The 18,239-nt window shown below is 70.7% G+C and carries 16 protein-coding genes, 2 tRNA genes and 1 pseudogene; 13 read left to right on the top strand and 6 right to left on the bottom strand.

All coding sequences use genetic code 11. The annotated features are described in order from the left end of the window. Window positions 1-82 precede the first annotated feature (82 nt). Entirely contained in the window at window positions 83-1,045 is a 963-nt protein-coding gene (locus ACQEXA_RS29275; RefSeq protein WP_432929931.1) for a DUF5996 family protein, read from the top strand. A 233-nt stretch (window positions 1,046-1,278) separates the two neighbouring features. Here the strand turns inward: ACQEXA_RS29275 and ACQEXA_RS29280 are convergent, their stop codons facing one another. Next, window positions 1,279-2,148, bottom strand: coding sequence for a bifunctional DNA primase/polymerase (locus tag ACQEXA_RS29280; protein ID WP_433131537.1), 870 nt, complete (start codon window positions 2,146-2,148; stop codon window positions 1,279-1,281). 281 nt (window positions 2,149-2,429) lie between these two features. Between ACQEXA_RS29280 and ACQEXA_RS29285 the strand changes: the two genes are divergently transcribed. From ACQEXA_RS29285 to ACQEXA_RS29310, 6 genes are all read left to right on the top strand, one after another. Beyond that, complete coding sequence (locus ACQEXA_RS29285) at window positions 2,430-2,741, top strand: hypothetical protein (RefSeq protein ID WP_432929927.1); 312 nt, start codon at window positions 2,430-2,432, stop codon at window positions 2,739-2,741. A gap of 247 nt (window positions 2,742-2,988) precedes the next feature. Next, a complete protein-coding gene (locus ACQEXA_RS29290) occupies window positions 2,989-4,011 on the top strand; it encodes a bifunctional MaoC family dehydratase N-terminal/OB-fold nucleic acid binding domain-containing protein (RefSeq protein WP_432929925.1) in 1,023 nt (340 codons plus the stop codon). Then, on the top strand, window positions 4,008-4,433 hold the full coding sequence (locus ACQEXA_RS29295; RefSeq protein ID WP_432929922.1) for an acyl dehydratase: 426 nt from the start codon (window positions 4,008-4,010) through the stop codon (window positions 4,431-4,433). The genes ACQEXA_RS29290 and ACQEXA_RS29295 overlap by 4 nt, the downstream gene beginning before the upstream one ends. Continuing rightward, window positions 4,430-5,596 (top strand): lipid-transfer protein, encoded by a 1,167-nt coding sequence (locus ACQEXA_RS29300; protein ID WP_432929920.1) that lies wholly within the window; start codon window positions 4,430-4,432, stop codon window positions 5,594-5,596. The genes ACQEXA_RS29295 and ACQEXA_RS29300 overlap by 4 nt, the downstream gene beginning before the upstream one ends. 259 nt (window positions 5,597-5,855) lie before the next feature. Then, complete coding sequence (locus ACQEXA_RS29305) at window positions 5,856-6,431, top strand: SigE family RNA polymerase sigma factor (RefSeq protein ID WP_432929918.1); 576 nt, start codon at window positions 5,856-5,858, stop codon at window positions 6,429-6,431. Window positions 6,432-6,530: 99 nt separating this feature from the next. Then, on the top strand, window positions 6,531-8,186 hold the full coding sequence (locus ACQEXA_RS29310; protein ID WP_432929916.1) for a long-chain fatty acid--CoA ligase: 1,656 nt from the start codon (window positions 6,531-6,533) through the stop codon (window positions 8,184-8,186). Between the two features lie 85 nt (window positions 8,187-8,271). On the opposite strand, the gene ACQEXA_RS29315 is transcribed toward ACQEXA_RS29310, so the two are convergent. Together ACQEXA_RS29315 and ACQEXA_RS29320 are read right to left on the bottom strand one after the other, a co-directional pair. Next, window positions 8,272-12,471, bottom strand: coding sequence for a PAS domain-containing protein (locus tag ACQEXA_RS29315; protein ID WP_433131539.1), 4,200 nt, complete (start codon window positions 12,469-12,471; stop codon window positions 8,272-8,274). 187 nt (window positions 12,472-12,658) lie between these two features. Beyond that, window positions 12,659-13,147, bottom strand: coding sequence for an SSI family serine proteinase inhibitor (locus ACQEXA_RS29320; protein WP_432929912.1), 489 nt, complete (start codon window positions 13,145-13,147; stop codon window positions 12,659-12,661). A 313-nt stretch (window positions 13,148-13,460) separates the two neighbouring features. Between ACQEXA_RS29320 and ACQEXA_RS29325 the strand changes: the two genes are divergently transcribed. Further along, a tRNA-Ser gene (locus tag ACQEXA_RS29325) sits at window positions 13,461-13,551 on the top strand. Between the two features lie 216 nt (window positions 13,552-13,767). Beyond that, window positions 13,768-13,840, top strand: a tRNA-Arg gene (locus ACQEXA_RS29330). A gap of 80 nt (window positions 13,841-13,920) precedes the next feature. Here ACQEXA_RS29330 and ACQEXA_RS29335 read toward each other — a convergent pair. The 3 genes and pseudogenes from ACQEXA_RS29335 to ACQEXA_RS29345 form a co-directional block, all read right to left on the bottom strand. Further along, window positions 13,921-14,055, bottom strand: a complete 135-nt coding sequence (locus ACQEXA_RS29335) for a hypothetical protein (protein WP_432929911.1) — start codon at window positions 14,053-14,055, stop codon at window positions 13,921-13,923. Window positions 14,056-14,269: 214 nt separating this feature from the next. Then, entirely contained in the window at window positions 14,270-14,995 is a 726-nt protein-coding gene (locus tag ACQEXA_RS29340; protein WP_432929909.1) for a DUF4232 domain-containing protein, read from the bottom strand. 105 nt (window positions 14,996-15,100) lie between these two features. Further along, window positions 15,101-15,236: pseudogene (locus ACQEXA_RS29345) on the bottom strand (IS256 family transposase); the annotation flags it as partial. A 164-nt stretch (window positions 15,237-15,400) separates the two neighbouring features. Between ACQEXA_RS29345 and ACQEXA_RS29350 the strand changes: the two are divergent. The 4 genes from ACQEXA_RS29350 (at window position 15,401) to ACQEXA_RS29365 (ending at window position 18,164) form a co-directional block, all read left to right on the top strand. Further along, window positions 15,401-15,616, top strand: coding sequence for a hypothetical protein (locus ACQEXA_RS29350; protein WP_433131541.1), 216 nt, complete (start codon window positions 15,401-15,403; stop codon window positions 15,614-15,616). 802 nt (window positions 15,617-16,418) lie between these two features. After that, entirely contained in the window at window positions 16,419-17,105 is a 687-nt protein-coding gene (locus ACQEXA_RS29355) for a TNT domain-containing protein (RefSeq protein WP_433131543.1), read from the top strand. A gap of 72 nt (window positions 17,106-17,177) precedes the next feature. Continuing rightward, a complete protein-coding gene (locus ACQEXA_RS29360) occupies window positions 17,178-17,531 on the top strand; it encodes a hypothetical protein (protein WP_359404782.1) in 354 nt (117 codons plus the stop codon). A 201-nt stretch (window positions 17,532-17,732) separates the two neighbouring features. Continuing rightward, the gene (locus ACQEXA_RS29365; protein ID WP_433131546.1) at window positions 17,733-18,164 is read left to right on the top strand and encodes a DUF5959 family protein; all 432 of its coding nucleotides are present in this window, start codon (window positions 17,733-17,735) and stop codon (window positions 18,162-18,164) included. Window positions 18,165-18,239 lie beyond the last annotated feature (75 nt).

Below are 18,239 nucleotides of genomic sequence, written 5' to 3' on the forward strand. Positions count from 1 at the left end.
GTGGTGATCGGGGCACGGTTTCGGCGACGCCGGGAGCGGGCGACTGCGAGCCGCCGGAGCGGCGAGGCCCGTGGGAGGCACGATGGCCGCGCACAAAGCACACGCCGGGCACAAGACGGAGCAGGTCGGGACCTGGCCACGATTGCGGGTGGCCGACTGGGTCGAGGCCCGGGACACACTGCACATGTGGACCCAGATCGTCGGCAAGATCCGGCTGGCCCACGCACCCATGGTCAACCACTGGTGGCAGGTCACCCTCTATGTCACCCCTCGGGGGTTCACCACGTCCTCGATCCCGTACCGGACCGGTGCGTTCGAGATCGAGTTCGACTTCGTCGACCACCGGCTGGGCATTCGTACCAGCGACGGAAGCAGGCGTGAGCTGGTGCTGGAGTCCAAACCGGTGGCCCGGTTCTACGCCGAGATCATGGGCGCGCTGGGAGAGCTGGGCATTCAGACGCGGATCTACCCGCGGCCCAACGAGGTGGAGCCCGCCATCCCGTTCGCGGACGACTACCGGCACGCCTCCTACGACCCGCACGCCGTGCGGCTGTTCTGGGGCCAACTGCTGCAGGCGAACCGGGCTTTCGGCGAGTTCCGGTCCCAATTCGTCGGCAAGGCAAGCCCGGTGCACTTCTTCTGGGGGTCGATGGACCTGGCCTGCACCCGCTTCTCCGGGCGGCCCGCGCCGCCGCATCCCCCTGGCGGTCTCCCCAACGTGCCGGACTGGGTGACGACGGAGGCCTACTCCGTCGAGTTGGCCAGCTGCGGGTTCTGGCCCGGCGGCGGTGAGGAGGGCGCGTTCTACGCCTACGCCTACCCCGAACCGGCCGGCTTCCCCGAGTACCCGGTCCGCCCCGCAGCGGCGTCGTACCAGCGGGTGAGCGGTGAGTTCGTGCTGCCCTACGAGGCGGTCGCCGTGGCCGCCGATCCGGACCGGGCGCTGGGCGAGTTTCTGCACAGTACCTATGAGGCGACCGCCGAGCTGGCCCACTGGGACCGGGCAGCGCTGGAGGTCCGCCCCCACCACTGGGAACACCACTGACAGCGGAGATGCGGCCTGGCCGGCTCGGCACCGGCCAGGCGGTCAGTGACGCCCACTCGATCGCGGGTGCGGCACGCCCACTCGATCGTGGGTGCGGCGCGTGGTCACGGAACCCCGCCCTGTAGCCGCCAGCCGCCCGAGAAGCGGACTCCCGGCGGCAGGTGGATGTCATGACTGTCGTCGCGTGTGCACTGCCGCGGCACGTGGCCGGCGCCGGTGGCCGGTGAAGCCGGTCATTGCCGCGCCGTCATCCGGGCCGCCGACGCGATTGTCGAACGGGCCTCGCGCGGGGTGAGACCGGTGCGGACCGCCGCGTCGATCAGGGCAGGGGTCAGTTCGGGCCCGATGCCGTTCTCGTACGCCCGGCAGGCGGCCCAGAAGAGGCGGGTGTTGCGCTGGCCCTCGTGCGCCGCGAGGACGAACTGGACCAGGCCCTGGCCGTGCCGACCGGTGGACGACGGCGTGGGGTGGCGGGTGCGCGGCGGGGGTGTGAGCAGGTGCAGCAGGGCGGGCGGGCAGGGTGCGGGCGGCAGGTGCGCGGTGCCCGGGGCGGTGCCGTACACACCGCGCTCGGTGCGCGATCCGGGGCCGACCAGATAGCCGCCTGCGCCGCGTACGTCGATGCCGGAGGCCAGGCGGCTAGCGGAGTTCGGCACGACGACGTCCGGCGGTCCGCTCAGCCACAGGTGGCGGCCGCCGCTCGGGGTCAGCACGACCACGGTGTCGGGGATGGTGAACAGGTGGCGCAGGGCGAGTTCGCGCAGCGCCACCGAGGAGTCGGTTCCGGACTTGGTGTCGAGGTCGATGCCGATGAGGTGATGGGGATGGAGGCCGCAGGCGATGCCGTAGCCGGTGGCCCAGGGCGCGGCGGCGAACAGTTCGCGGATGCGGCGGGGGTCGATTGAGGCGTCGTACACGCCGTGTCCGAATCGGCCGCATTCGCCGTGGCAGGCGCGGGCCGTCGGATCGGGGTCGTCTCGGTGGGGGGAGCGCAGGGCCGGCAGCTTCGTACGGGACAGCGGGATCACCGCGAGGCCGCGCTCCGCGGCGGACAGGGCGTGGGCCAGGGCCAGGGTGGTGGCCTGCCGGTCGATGGTGGCCATGCCTCTATATTCGTACGCATGTTCGAAAAAGGGAAGGGGGTGAGGTGATCGAACACCGGTCAAGGAAGGTGAAGCACGGCGAAAGGGGTTTATCGACATTTCCTCACGCTTGAGGGCGAATCACGTCCTGAGGGGCGATTCGGCGGTGATCCGCTGGGCAACTCTGAAGTCGCGACGTCGTACACCGGCCGAGGCAGTCGGCCAACTCCCCCGGAATCAGAGCTACTTCACGCACGTCCCGGCCACCGTGCCGGAACACACGGGGTCCTGGAGGAAAGAACATGGCAACCATCCGTAACGCCCGCGTCCTTGCCGCCGTGGCGGCGCTGCCGCTGGCCGCGGCGCTCTTCACGGGCGTCGCCTCGGCAGACAACGGCGCCTACGCGGACGACGGATCGAACGCGGCGGCTGCGAGCGTCTCCCGCAGTGGGGTCGGACGCGACAACAACGGCAACTCCTCCACCACGCAGCAGCAGGCGGTCGGCTTCGGCGCCTCGAACCGGAGCAACACCGCCCAGGTGAACCGCTCGGCGTTCACGGCCATCGACCAGAGGAACGAGAACGTGCTCATCAACTTCAGTCACCTGTGGTGAGCGAGGGGCCGGTGCCCCGACATCGGTCCTGAACTTCCGTGACATGTGCTTTCAAGGGTCATCACACGTTCGCGCGGCGGTACTTCGGTGCCGCCGTGCGGGCGTTTTCCGCCCCACGAGTTCTGGTGCACGCGGGTGCGTGCGGCCGCCCCGCGCGTCCACGGCGACCTTGACAGCCCTTGCAATCTGACAGACAGTCAGAAAACCATGGAACGGTGGCCGAGACGCGGACGAGGGGGCAGCGGCGATGAGGGGCGGGAGCAACGAGAAGGTCGAGGCGCCGCCCGTCGAACGCGGCGCGCCCCGACTGACGACCGCCGGGAGGCCTGAGACGCAGCCTCCGGAGCCGGAGGAGTTCGCCGCGCGGCTGAAGACGTACGAGGGGCGGGCCGCGGCGGTCGCCGGAGTCGGCAAGGACGCGGTCAACCTGCCGATGATCCGGCACTGGTGCGAGGCGATGGGCGACGCCAACCCCGCGTACACCGGCCCGGACGCGATCGCCCCGCCCACCATGCTCCAGGTGTGGACGATGGGCGGCCTGTCGGGCCACGCGGGGCGTTCGGACGCGTACGACGAACTGCTGGGACTGCTCGACGAGGCCGGCTGCACCTCGGTCGTCGCCACCGACTGCGAGCAGGAGTATCTGCGCCCGCTGCGGCCCGGGGACGAGGTCACGTTCGACGCGGTGATCGAGTCCGTGTCGGACCGGAAGCGCACGAAGCTCGGCGCCGGGTACTTCGTCACGACGCGGATGGAGGTGCGGGTGGACGGGGAACCGGTGGGAATCCACCGGTTCCGGATCCTCAAGTACGCCCCCGCCCGTGAGACACCCCGTGGCAGAAGGCCCCGGCCGGTGATCAACCGGGACAACGCCGGATTCTGGGAGGGCGTGGCCCGCCACCGGTTGCTGATCCAGCGGTGCGCCGGCTGCGGCACCCTGCGTTTCCCCTGGCTACCGGGGTGCAACGCGTGCGGCTGCCAGGACTGGGACACGATCGAGGCGAGCGGCGAGGGAACGGTCTACTCGTACGTCGTGATGCACCACCCGTCCTTTCCGGCCTTCGACCTTCCGTACGCGGTCGGCCTCATCGAACTCGCGGAGGGCGTGCGGATCGTCAGCAACGTCGTCGGGGTGCCCTGCGAGGTGGTGCGGATCGGCATGCCGGTGCGCCTCGAATTCCTGCGGTGCGACGAGGAACTGGAACTCCCCGTCTTCCGGGCCCGGGACGTGGAACCGGTGCCCGTCGTCCGGGAACGGGGTGCGGAATGAGGGAGCCCGGACCGGAGGCCGGTGCGCTGGAGCCCGGTACGCGCCTGCCGCCGCTGGAGATCGAGATCACGCCCACGCTGATCGTGGCCGGGGCGATGGCCTCGCGCGACTACCAGGACGTGCACCACGACGCGGAGCTCGCCCGTCGCAGGGGCTCGCCGGACATCTTCATGAACATCCTGACCACCAACGGCCTGGTCGGGCGGTACGTCACCGACCACTTCGGGCCGGACGCGGTCCTGCGCAAGGTGGCGATACGACTCGGCGCCCCCAACCACGCGGGGGACACGATGGTGTTGACCGGCACGGTGGAGGAAGTGGACGGGGACACGGCCGAGGTGCGGGTCGTCGGGACGAACGGCATCGGCCGGCATGTCACGGGCACGGTCACGGTCACCGTCCCGAGCGGGAGGGCCGGATGAGCGTACGGAGGAAGGACGCCCTCGGCGGCCGGGCGGCCGTCGTGGGGATCGGGGCCACCGAGTTCTCCAAGGACTCGGGGCGCAGTGAGCTGCGGCTGGCGGTGGAAGTCGTGCTCGCCGCGCTGGACGACGCGGGACTCGAACCCGCGGACGTGGACGGCATGGTCACGTTCACCATGGACACCAGCCCCGAGATCACCGTGGCCCAGGCGAGCGGTATCGGCGAGCTGTCCTTCTTCTCGCGGATCCACTACGGGGGCGGGGCGGCGTGCGCGACGGTCCAGCAGGCCGCGCTGGCGGTGGCGAGCGGAGTGGCCGAGGTGGTGGTCTGCTACCGCGCGTTCAACGAACGCTCGGGCCGCCGCTTCGGCTCCGGCGTGCAGCATCGCGAGCCGTCCGCGGAGGGCGCCGCGCTGGGCTGGTCCCTGCCGTTCGGGCTGCTCACCCCCGCCTCCTGGGTCGCGATGGCGGCCCAGCGGTATCTGCACACCTACGGACTGACCCCTGAAGCGTTCGGCCAGGTGGCCGTCGTGGACCGAGGGTACGCGGCGACGAACCCGGCGGCGTACTTCCACGGCAGACCCATCACGCTCGCCGACCACGCGGCCTCGCGCTGGATCGTGGAGCCGCTGCGCCTGCTCGACTGCTGCCAGGAGACGGACGGCGGGCAGGCGTTGGTGGTGACCTCGGTGGAGCGGGCGCGCGATCTGCCGCAGCCACCGGCCGTGGTGACGGCGGCCGCTCAGGGCGCGGGCCGCGCCCAGGAGCAGATGACCAGCTTCTACCGGGACGACCTGACCGGACTGCCGGAGATGGGCGTCGTGGCCCGCCAGCTGTGGCGCACGTCGGGAATGGGTCCCGCGGACATCGATGTGGCGGTCCTCTACGACCACTTCACGCCGTTCGTGCTGATGCAGCTGGAGGAGTTCGGCTTCTGCGAGCCGGGCGCGGCGGCGGACTTCGTGGCCGCGGGAATGCTGCCGCTGAACACCCACGGAGGGCAGCTGGGAGAGGCGTATCTGCACGGGATGAACGGCATCGCGGAGGCGGTACGGCAACTGCGCGGCACCGCGGTGAACCAGGTCCCCGGTGCCGCCCGGACCCTGGTCACGGCGGGCACCGGCGTCCCCACGTCGGGTCTGATCCTGACGGCCGACCGCTGACGCCGACGAGGGTGGGTCCTGACGCCCGGGGACCGACGCCTGCGGACCGACGACCGGTGATCCATGAACTGACGACTGACGTCCGAGGGCCGACGGCCGGCGCCCCGCCCCGTCTCTCAGGGGTGAACCCTCAGGGGTGCGCATCGTCTCGTCCACCTTCAGTAGGTGGGGCCAACCCCCCGCCTACAACCTGAGGCGGAGGCCGCTTCGGGACCTGCGGGCGATCCGCCGGAACACGTGGTGAACCTAGCGTGGAGCCATGACCACACCCGTCTGCACCAGCGCTTCGAACGCTGCTACGTCAGCGAGGCAGACTCTTCCGTACCCGTCCTTCTCGTCCTATATGAGGGCCCGCCAGCCGGTGCTGCTGCGCACCGCCCGGTCGCTCACCGCGAACCCCAGCGACGCGGAGGACCTGCTGCAGACCGCCCTGGCGAAGACGTACGTCGCCTGGGACCGGATCGAGGACCACCGCGCCCTGGACGGGTATGTGCGCAGGGCGCTGCTGAACACGCGGACTTCGCAGTGGCGCAAGCGCAAGGTCGACGAGTTCAGCTGTGACGAGCTGCCCGAACCCGAGGGGATACCCGAGGCGGATCCCGCCGAGGAGCAGGCGCTGCACGACGCCATGTGGCGGGCGATCATGAAGCTGCCGGCGCGCCAGCGGGCGATGGTGGTCCTGCGCTATTACGAGGACCTGAGCGAGGCGCAGACCGCCGAGGTGCTCGATGTCTCCATCGGTACGGTCAAGTCGGCGGTCTCGCGGGCCCTTGGGAAACTCCGGGAGGATCCCGAGCTGGAGCCGGTGCGCCGGACACCACGGTGCGACGCCTGATCGATCATGCCCGGGCATAGTGACATACCGCGCGGTATGTGCGCAGAATCAGCGCAACCCCCTACTACCGCGTAGGAAACGTCGCCCCGGGAGGACTCCGTGCAGAGCACGATGCAGGACGTACCGCTGCTGATCTCCAGGATCCTGACCCACGGGTCGACAGTCCACGGAACTTCCCAGGTGACCACCTGGACCGGCGAGGGCGAGCCGCATCGCCGCTCCTACGCGGAAATCGCCGCCCATGCCGCTCAGTTGGCCCACGCCCTGCGCGAGGATCTCGGCGTCCAGGACGACGACCGGGTCGCCACGCTCATGTGGAACAACGCGGAGCACGTGGAGGCCTACTTCGCGATCCCGTGCATGGGTGCCGTTCTGCACACGCTGAACCTGCGCCTTCCGGCCGATCAGCTGACCTGGATCGTGAACCACGCGGCCGACCGCGTCGTCATCGTCAACGGCTCCCTGCTGCCGCTGATCGCCCCGCTCCTGCCGCAGTTGCCGACGCTCGAGCACGTGGTCGTGTCCGGTCCCGGTGACCGCTCGCTGCTCGACGGTGCCTCCCCCCAGGTGCACGAGTACGAGGACCTCATCGCCGGCAAGCCGACCACCTACGACTGGCCCGAGCTGGACGAACGTCAGGCCGCCGCCATGTGCTACACCTCCGGCACCACCGGAGATCCCAAGGGCGTCGTCTACTCCCACCGTTCCGTCTACCTGCACTCCATGCAGGTCAACATGACCCAGTCGATGGGGCTGACCGACCAGGACACCTCGCTCGTCGTGGTCCCGCAGTTCCATGTCAACGCCTGGGGTCTGCCGCACGCCACCTTCATGACCGGCGTCAACCTCCTCATGCCCGACCGCTTCCTCCAGCCCGCGCCGCTCGCGGAGATGATCGAGCGCGAGCGGCCGACGCATGCCGCCGCCGTCCCCACCATCTGGCAGGGCCTGCTCGCCGAGCTGACCGCCCGGCCTCGCGACGTCTCCTTCCTCGGCCAGGTCACCATCGGCGGCTCGGCCTGCCCGCCCTCGCTCATGGCGGCCTTCGACAAGCTCGGCATGCGTGTCTGCCATGCCTGGGGCATGACCGAGACCTCCCCCCTCGGCACGGTGGCCCGGCCGCCGGCCCATGCTGTCGGTACGGACGAAGAGTTCGCCTACCGGCTCACCCAGGGCCGCTTCCCGGCCGGCGTCGAGGCGCGGCTCACCGGCCCCGGCGGCGAGCGGCTGCCCTGGGACGGCAAGTCCGCGGGCGAGCTGGAAGTACGGGGTCCGTGGATCGCGGGGGCGTACTACAACGGCCCGGACGCCGAGCCGCTGCGTCCCGCCGACAAGTTCAGCGAGGACGACTGGCTCAAGACCGGAGACGTCGGCACCATAAGCCCCGACGGCTTCCTCACCCTGACCGACCGCGCCAAGGATGTCATCAAGTCCGGTGGCGAGTGGATCTCCTCGGTGGACCTGGAGAACGCCCTGATGTCCCACCCGGATGTCGCCGAGGCCGCGGTTGTCGCCGTGCCGGATGACAAGTGGGGCGAACGTCCGCTGGCCACCGTGGTGCTGAAGCAGGGCGCCACCACGGACTTCAATGCTCTGCGCTTGTTCCTCGCGGAGGAAGCCAAGATCGCCAAGTGGCAGCTGCCGGAGCGCTGGACGATCGTCGAGGCGGTGCCCAAGACGAGCGTCGGCAAGTTCGACAAGAAGGTGCTGCGCAGGCAGTACGCGGCGGGCGAACTGGACGTCACAAAGATCTGACAGCAGAAACAAGGGCGTTGGGCTGGCGTTTCACGTGAAACGCCAGCCCAACGCCCTTATGTCCCTGTGTTCCAGGAATGTCCGGTCAGTTGGTGCCGACCCTCGCCAGCAGGTCCACGATCCGATCCTGTACCTCCGCGCTCGTCGAGCGCTCCGCCAGGAACAGGACCGTCTCCCCCGAGACCAGCCGGGGCAGGTCGGCCTGATCGACGGCAGCGGTGTAGACGACGAGCGGGGTGCGGTTGAGCAGGTTGTTCGCGCGCAGCCAGTCGACGACTCCGGCCTGGCGGCGGTGCACCTGCATCAGGTCCATCACCACTAGGTTCGGCCGCATCTGCGCGGCCAGCGTGACCGCGTCCGCGTCCGAGGCCGCCCGTGCGACCTGCATTCCACGCCGCTCCAGCGTCGCCGTGAGCGCCAGCGCGATCTCCGCGTGCTCTTCGATGAGCAGGACACGCGGCGGGTGCTGCTCCGAGTCGCGCGGGGCGAGCGCCTTCAGGAGCACGGCCGGATCGGCACCGTACGCCGCTTCACGCGTGGCCTGTCCGAGTCCCGCTGTGACCAGCACGGGCACCTCGGCGGCCACCGCCGCCTGGCGCAGCGACTGGAGCGCCGTCCGCGTGATGGGCCCGGTCAGCGGGTCGACGAAGAGCGCGGCCGGGAAGGCGGCGATCTGGGCGTCGACCTCCTCACGGGAGTTGACGATGACGGGCCGGTAGCCGCGGTCGCTCAGCGCCTGCTGGGTCGTCACGTCCGGCGCGGGCCACACGAGCAGCCGCCGCGGGTTGTCCAGCGGCTCCGGGGGCAACTCGGCGTCCATCGGTCGCGCCTGGGGCTGGTCGGCGATCTCCACGGCACCGCCGGGACCGTCGAGCGGCTCGGGGCCTTCGTCGGCGTTCTTGTCCGGTGCTCCTATGGCGTACGACCGCCCGGCGCCCTCGCTGACCCCGGCCGGACGGGACTGCCCGGCCCGGGTGGACTGCGCCGGGAGGGGAGACCCCGCGCCCTGCGGGTGCGCGCGCGCCGCCGTCTCCGGCCGCTCGTCGGCGGGTTCGGGAGGCGTGCCGAGCTTGCGACGGCGGCCCGCACCGTTCGACTGGTGCGGAGGAGGCGTCGGTGTCTGGGAGCGGGGCTGAGCCTGCGGCTGTGCGCCCTGGCGGGCGAACGGCACACCCTGGCCGAGCGTCCGCACACTGATCGCCCGCCCCTGGGTCGAGTTGGCGTCGACGGGCGCGGCCGACTCGGCGGGCAGCGGCTGAGCGGTCCGGGGCTGTGGGGCGTGTTCCGGAGGGAGCGGGGTGCCCGCCGAAGGAGTCGACTGCGCGACGGGAGTGGCCGCGCCGGAAGCGGGCCAGGCCTGCGGGGGGACCGGGGTGCCGGGGGCGGGCGTGGCTGCTCCCGGAACACCGCCCGCCGGAGTGGACTGCGGAGGTACGGGCTGCTGCGGGACCGGCTGGGCCTGCGGCGCGAGGGCGGGCTGCCCCGGAAGGGGCTGAGCGGGAGCGACGGCGGACACCTGCTGACCCGGCGCCACCAGCGCGGGCCGACCGCCGGGGCCGGGAACGGGCTGCCCCGGAAGCGCCTGCCCGGGTAGCGGCTGCCCGGGCGCCACCGGAGCGCCCTGAGCCGGAAGGCCGTGCGGGGGAACGGCCCGCGCGGCGGCCGCGGGCAGGCCCTGTGCGGGAACGGGCTGCGGGCCCCCCTGCACCGGGACACCCCCGGCCGGAGTCCCGGGCGTCATCTGAGCGGGCAGGCTCTGGGGACGCGTCGGCTGGACCGGTACGCCCTGGGGAGGGACCGTCGCGGTCGTGCCGGCCCCGGCCGGCTGCTGCTCGGGCGCCGAGGCCGGGCGCGCCCGGCGGCGGCCCTTGGGCGAGGGCGCCGGGTGCGGCTGCGGCGGCGTGTGGTCCTCGGTCCGGTCGTGCGGGACCGCGTCATGGCGGCCCTCGTCGTCCCAGCCGGGAGCGGGAGTGCTCTGCTGCGGGGCGCGGTCCGCCTCGGCGGGCGGCAGTGCGAACACCGTCCGCGGCGCGGCATCCGCCGCGGCGGCACGCTCGTTGGCGGCGGCCAGGGCGCGCCGCCGGCGTCCGCCCCCGGAGGAGGCATCGGGGTCGTCGGCGGACGGGGTGTCCGAGGCGGCGGGCAGAGCGGGCGGCAGTGCCTGGGGCTCGCCGCCCCGGCGGGCACGCCGTCCCGTGGGCTCGGGCATGCCCTGCGGCGGCACGGTCTCCCCCAGCCCGCCGGCCGGGGCGCCCGCGGCGTGCTCGGCGGCGGTCACGACCGAGCCCTCGGCCGTCCCTTCGGCCGGGCTCGGACGTCCGCGCCGCCGTCCCGTGCCGCCGGACGCCGGGGACTTGGCGGTGCCGTCCTCGGACGCGGTCGCCTGTGCGGGAACCGACGCCTCGGCGGCGGACTCCTCCGCCGCGCGCCGCCTGCGCCGTCCGGTGGGCGCGGTGGTCGTGTCGGCGGGCGCGGCTTCGCCCCCCTCGCTCTCCAGGAAGGCGTCCACGGACGACCGGCGGGCCCGCCGCCGTCCACCGCTTTGCTGGGGGGTCTGCTCGGGTGCCGGGCCGGTGCCGGGCTCCAGCGCGAGAGCCGTGGCAACAGGCGGCGGGACGGCCCCGGCACCGCCGCCGATCGGCACTTCGAGCACGTAGGCGTTGCCGCTCATGCCCGGCACCTCGTGCGTCTGCAGCACACCGCCGTGCGCGCGCACGATGCCGCCGACGATCGGCTGGTGCACCGGGTCTCCCCCGGGGTACGGGCCGCGCACCTCGATCCGGACGACCTCCCCGCGCTGGGCGGCCGCCACGACCACGGTGCTGTCCATGTAACCGCCTGCCGAGACGGGCGCGTTGCCGGTGGCGTCGACGCCCGCCACATCCGCGACGAGGTGCGCGAGCGCCAGTGCGAGCCGTTGCGGGTCCACCTCGGCCTCGATGGGCGGGGCGTGCACGGCGAACTGCACGCGCCCGGGCCCGATCAGTTCGATGGCGCCTTCGACACCGGCGGCGACGACCGCGTCGAGCATGACGGCCGTACGGACGAGCTCGTCGTCACCGGCGTCCAGCCGCTGGTAGCCGAGCACGTTGTCGACGAGGGTGGTGATACGCGAGTAGCCGGCCGAGAGGTGGTGGAGCACCTGGTTGGCCTCGGGCCACAGCTGGCCGGCGTCGTCCGCGGCGAGCTTCGACAGCTCCCCGCGCAGCTGGTCGAGGGGGCCACGCAGCGACTGAGCGAGCACCGCGAGCAGTTGATCGTGCCGGGCGGCCAGCGCCTCGTAGCGGTCCTTCTCGCGCTCACCGAGGGCGGCGTAGCGTTCGTCGCCCGCCGCGATGTCCTCCGCGTGCCGCTCGCGCAGCTCGGCGAGCTCGGCGGCGTGCTCCTCGCGCAGCCGTTCCAGCTCCTCCTTGTGCTCGCCGGCGATCCGCTCGAGCTCCTGCTCGTGCTGCTTCGCGGCCTCTTCCTTATCCGCGACGAGCGTGTCGAAGGGGCGCCGGTCCGTGAACGTCAGCACGGCGCCGACGAGCTGATCGCCGTCGCGTACCGGCGCGGTCGTCAGGTCGACGGACACCTTGTCCCCGGCCTTGGACCACAGCACCTGCCCGCGCACCCGGTGCTTGCGTCCGGAGCGCAGGGTGTCGTGCAGCGGCGACTCCGTGTACGGGAACGGCGAGCCGTCCTCACGGGAGTGCAGCACCAGGGTGTGCAGCTCCTTGCCGCCGAGGTCGCTGGCACGGTAGCCGAGGATCTGGGCGGCGGCCGGGTTGACGAGCACGATCCGCCCGTCCGTGTCCGTGCCCACCACGCCCTCGGCCGCGGCTCGCAGGATCATCTCGGTCTGCCGCTGGGAGCGGGCGAGTTCGGCCTCCGTGTCGACGGTGCCGGACAGATCGCGGACGACGAGCATCAGGAGCTCGTCGCCGGTATAGCCGTAGCCGTCGTACGCCTGGCGGCCGTCCTCGAGATTGGCGCTCGTGACCTCGACGGGGAACTCGCTGCCGTCCGTCCGGCGGGCGATCATCCGCGTCGGCTTGGTCCGCCCGCTCGGGTCCACGGAGTCGGGTCGCCGCATGGACCCGGGGATCAGGCGCGAGTCGAACTCGGGCAGCAGATCGAGCAGGCCGCGCCCCACCAGGGCGGTGCCCGGGGTCTCGAAGGCCTCCAGGGCGATGGTGTTGGCGTTGACGACGGTTCCGTTGGCGTTGACCAGTACCAACGCGTCGGGAAGCGCGTCCAGTATGGCAGCGAGGCGAGCAGCGCCTCTGGATGGCCTGCTGCTCACGAGACGCTTCCTCCCTGTTACCGCACCTTGCCGACCGCGGGGGCCATCTTGCCAACCGGCCCGCAGCGTGTCACGTGAGCGAGTCTACGGGCAGCGGCCCAGCCTGCGGCGCCGGATGAGAGGGAGGTCGCACGCGGAAGTGACGCAGATCGTGTGACTGCACAGGTGACCGGGCGGAACCCGGACATTACCCGTGGCGCCGGCCGCTGCCCGAGGTGGTCCGACTGGGCACGTTTTCCGAACGAACGTCCGGAAGCAGCGGCACGAGGTCGTTCCAGCGTGCGATCTGGCAGCCGTCGCTGCGGTCGTAGCGGGCGTCGACCGGACGTCCCGCCCAGACCCCCGTGACGCGCGCGGTGGCGGGGCCGCCGTACTGCATCGTGCACAGGCTGCGTGGCGGGACGGGTGCGAAGGGGTCCCGGCCCCAGACGGTCCGACGGTCGAGCGCGCCGCAGGCCTCCAGGGCTCTCGGATGGGTGCCGCCCCCCGGATGGCAGCGCAGGACGTACGTGCCGTCCGCCTGCCCCGCGTGGCGCACGGTGAGGACGAGCCGGTCGGTGCCCGGCACCCGGGGCCGGCTGTGGGCGTCCGCCGCGACGGACACAGCGGGCACGGCGGACGCGGAGAGAAGGGTGAGGGCCCCGATGATCAGGCCGCGCGAGGTGAACTGGACCATGCCCTGACCAACGGCGGAGAAGCGGGACGGTTGCGCCCCTGGCCCCGCCGTCCGCCTGTCGGCGGAGTGACGGATGGGGCCGGTGGGGCGCGGCACACGCCCGGCCGGCCAGGTTCCGCGAGCGCACCGCCGAGGGAGAGCCCGCCCGGGGCGGCCCGCGGGGTGACGTCGCCGGATCGCGACCCGCGTTTTGCGGCCCAGTGCTTTGCCCTGTGGCCTTTCCGCCTAGTACCGTGGGGGGCGATTGGTGACAGCGCGCTCAGCTGTGTCATCATCTGCACGCACCACTCGCGCTCGCGCGGGCGGTTGTGCTGGAGGCGTCGCCTAGTCCGGTCTATGGCGCCGCACTGCTAATGCGGTTTGGGCCTTAAAGCCCATCGAGGGTTCAAATCCCTCCGCCTCCGCGCTTGATCACCGAAGCCCCGGTCCGTACGGCCGGGGCTTCGGTGTTTCCAGGGCCGCTCGGAGCCTCGCCCTCGACCCCCCGGCTGAGGGTGTTTCCGCAGGTCACAAGGGGTAGGGCAAATGGATTTCACATGGCGGCGGCAGTCATGTAATGTTCTTCCTGTCGCCGTGAGCGGGCCGGAAGGACCGGGAACGGCGGAGAAAAAAGAGAACAAGCACTCGTAGCTTAACGGATAGAGCATCTGACTACGGATCAGAAGGTTGCAGGTTCGAATCCTGCCGAGTGCGCACCGATCAAAGACCCCCCGGGCTCAGCCCGGGGGGTCTTTGACATCAGCCGGTGACATCAACGTGGCCGGAAACCGTGCTCAGTCGTCGGTGCCGGGCTCCACCACGTCCTCCGAACCCTCGTCGGAGTCATCGAGGCCGAGAGCGTCGTCCACCTGATCGGCGGCGACCCGCAGCGTCGTCCCAAGCACATGTGCGTGTGTGTCGAGCGTCATCGTGATCGTGTCGTGACCGAGCCTCTCCGTGATCGTGCGAGCGTCGGTTCGGCCGCAGGCGCGTTCTGGGAGACCTCGTAGGTGTTGTCGGGGTCGTACTGCATGGGGCGATGACGTAGCCGCCCCATGCGCGTGTGTCGATGTGCGGTCCGAAGTCGAAGGAGACCTCCACCTCGGTGGGCGAGGTCACCCCGCTGAGGTGGGGCGATGGGTCTCAGCCGGTGATTCCGAACGGGGTGATTCCGATTTTTCCGTGGCAAGGCGAGATGGGCAGCAGGGTCACGACCACAGGCGCGGAGTCGCCGGGCACCCAGATGTCCGCGGCGTACGGCGGGCCGTAGAAGTCGGCGCCGTTGCAGACCGTCTCCGTGGCCGACTTCCAGACGAGGCTGAACGATGTGCTCCGCCCGGGAGCGAGCCGGACAGCTGTGGGGCGCCCCGGACCGTAGCGCGTCACCGACAGGGGCCGCCGGCTCGTCGTGTCGATGCGGCCGAGGCACTGCGGGCCCGGATAGCCCGGCACGCACTTCGTGGGGGGCTCTGCTTCCCCACCGACGAAGACGACGCCCGGCCACCCGTCGAGTACACAGCTGATGCCGGAGCGGCTGCGCAGCCGCATGTCCATGGCCACATCCCCCGGGTTGCCCAGGACGGCCCGCCTCGGCTTGTCGGAAGTGAGTACCAGATCGCGCGCGGCGCAGTCGTTCGCGGGGGACGGGGACACGGCGGATCGCGTCGGGGGCGCGCTCGGGGCGGGTGTGGCGCTCTGTCGGGCCGTCGTGGGAACCGCCGACGGCGTGACCGCGGCGTGCAGCGCGCTGGAGCGCGGAGCCGGAGCCACGACCGTGTCGTCGGGCGGCGGCGTCACCTCGCACGCGACGGCGCCCACGGCCGCCAGAAGGCAGAACAGGAGGGCGGTGATGCCCCGGGGATGTATCACCGCCGCACGATAGGCAGGTGATCGTCTCCGCACGAGTCCACGCGGAATCCGGCCGGACATTCTTCATCGGGCGTTCACCGCTCCCCGGCCCGGCCCCTCGCCCCCTCCGTCGCGGCTGTTGCCGTTGTCCTTCCTGGCTGGGTCGTGCTTCTCGTGGCCGAGGTGATCGGTGATCTCGCCTTCCAAGGAAGGACTCCAGCACCCGTTTGGTCAGTTGCCGCAACCACCCGCCCTGGCCGGATGCGGCATCGTCCGACTGTGTCCTGCACCTCGGGCTCCACGGCGACCTCGCCCATCTCGTTCTGTACCGAGGGGGATTGACCGCGAGGCTTTTGGTCTAGGTCGCCACCAGGTCCATCGTTATCATCCGAACTGAGCACTGATGCCGATCACAACGGGGGTTTCATGATCGAGCTGGGAGTCCTGTTCGGACTCATGGTGACGTTGGCGATCGTTCTGATCGTCAAGCTCGTACGGCGCAGAAGCGGTACCACTGAGAGCGCCGAAGGGCTCCTTGTCGAGCAGGCACGACGGGTGCAGGCGTACAACGACCGGGTGTCCTTCAACGCCAACACGATGCACGACTCCTCGCCCACCATGACCGACCATTACCGCAAGTAGGCCCACATACACGCAGGATTGGGGCGCCGAAGGTCGGGAGAACGCCATCGGTGCCCTCCGCGTGCCCGGTCGGGCGGCGAGCGTCGGGGAAGCCGCGAACCGCTGCCGGTAGAACCTGTGTTGGTCGATCCGCCGACGGGATCTCGCGGCAGACATGCATGAGTTGTACGAGTGGTGGCCTTACAACTGCGCCGGGTGCTGCGCGCGGCGGATGAATCGGTCAGCATGACCGTCTGCAAGTTCCAGGGAAAACGTGCGCCTTCACTCGAAGTACGCCAGTGATTTGGTGCGCGGTCGGCACTGGCAGGTCTCACTCTTGGCCATCGGCGAAGCCCGACCGTCGGTTAGGTCCCGGGTTGGTCCCGGGCCGCCCCCGGACAAAGCCGGGGATGCAGCTGCTCTACAGAGCTGGACACCTCGGAGGCCGACCGCGCGTCCGCGAGCCTAGCCGCGGGGACTGACAGGCTGCCCTACGCCCGTGGCGTCCCTCGATCGTGCGCAGCTCAGCCCGCACCACCAGGGTTGCTGCCACGGATCACCCCGCCTGCCGTGGATCACCCCGCGTGGAAGAGGAGCGCATCACCACTTCGGGGTCCCGCGCGGTCCGGTCATCGTCTCCGCTCTTCGGCTGTCCGAGGACTTGTGTTTATCGGTTCGGGTGACTATCTGCGACACCTTCGCCCCTGACGGTTGTACCGCGCATGAAATGAGCCCTGTCCGATGAGGCCGGCAACTGGTGACCGACACCGGCTGCCCGCCCCCAGGCGGCGCCGGGTTGGCGCCGGAAGAGAAGGGACACCGAATGCGCGTACTGCGCGCCTTCATGGGGAGTGCTCTCGCTTCGCTCCTCCTGCTGACCGGCATCTCACCGGCGACGGCCCAAGCCGTCCATCCCCGTGCGGGGAACACCGCGCACTGCCCGACCGAGAACCGCAGCCGCGGGTCCAACGGCGCCCCGGAGACGACAGATCAGCGCTACTACCGCAACGACTGGCGGCTGGGACCGGCATACCTTCCTCAGAGAGGTGCCCTCGGCAGGATGCTGAGGGGCTATGAGCACACGGACCACCTCTCCGTGTCCCAGTTCCTCGCGTGTTACTGGCAGACGGATCCCCAGACAGGGAAGCCGGGCTGGTGGTATCCCGACAACAATGGCTTCGTGCTGAGGAACGGCAAGCCGGTCGAGCATTCCACGACGCTCCACAGGGGCCAGTTGGTCGACCTCTTCGGCAGCGGTTTCGGCAATTTCCTCGCCCCCGCAGGCACGCCGTACGCCAGCCGTGCCATTCCGCCGAGCAATCTCGACACCTACACCGAGGACTATCCGTACAGTTACCACCTCTACCGGGTCATCAGGCCGTTCACCGTCGATGCCGGCCCGATCAGGCCGTGGTTCGGCCAGCGTGGGCTCGGTCTCCAGTACGTGACGAAATCGGCGGTCTCCGACCTCGTCACGTTGAAGTATCTGCAAGCATTGCCGGTGACCTGACCCGCGGCGTCCGGGGTGGCCTCAACCCCCTGCGTCGGGGCCCACCTTGAGCCGGGCGACGGGACGAACCTGATGGACAGCGCAGAACTCGTCGAAAGACTCCGCGAAGCGGACGTTCCCGAGGCGTTCTACGAGATTGCCGACGTCCACGATGTGCCCGTCCAACCGGACGCCTACTACTTCCTGCGCCGTGAGGCGGATGCCTGGACCGTCGGTCTGCGCCAACGCTCCCAGGACAGGGTCATTCGGCGTTTCGGCACCGAAGCAGAGGCCTGCGAGTACCTGTACGACACGCTGACCCAGATGCCCGCTCCTCCTTCAGGGGCCGCGGAGCCTCTGGAGAAACTCCTCGCGAACGCCGACGAGATCCAGCGGCAGGCATGGGAGGACTTCTACGGTCGCCGTGGGCCGGCTGACGAGGGTTGAACACCGGCTCTCGTCACCGTCCCGGCAGGTTCGGATCCTGCCGAACGCGCAGGGATCAGACGGCCCGCCGGATCATCCGGCGGGGCATCTGACATGGGTGGGTGGCACAAGACACGAGCCACTCTTGGTCACCTCTCGGTCGCCTTCGCGTGGCTGCCGACGATTAGGGTTCGGCACAAGCGCGAGCCGGGAGGGGTAGTCATGGCTGAGGATCCGATCGACCTGATCCGCCTGGAGGGCGAGGGCAACAGCGTCGTTCTCCGGATCATGGGGAAGCAGGGGCGGACGAGCCCGACGGAGTCCGATGTGCTGGTCGGGGAGTTCCTGGTCGACACGCCCTTCGTGCGCGGCAGTCTGAAGACCTGGATCGGGCCCGAGGACCTGCGGCAGTGGCAGAAGGCCCTGGACATGCTCGACGCAGGGCTGGACATCGCCTGGCGTGAGCGCACACGTGCCCCGTGGCTGTTCATCGAGCTCGACGAGGACGATGACCGGTGCCGTGCCACGATCGAGGACCACTCGATGTCCCTGACCACGGTGACCGTGACCGTCTCGTTGAACGACGCCTGGTTCGACGACGCCTACCGGCGCCTTGACTCGGTCTGGGAGACCTGGCGCCTGGACGAGGACTGAACCACGGCCCCCGGCCCGGAGCCCCGCTGAACGGGCTCGAGGGCTGTGAACCTGTCGGCACTCCAGTGACGGAGA

Origin of the sequence: Streptomyces sp. CA-106110 (genome assembly GCF_050936285.1) — a bacterium.
In the GTDB taxonomy this organism is placed as follows: Bacteria; Actinomycetota; Actinomycetes; order Streptomycetales; family Streptomycetaceae; genus Streptomyces.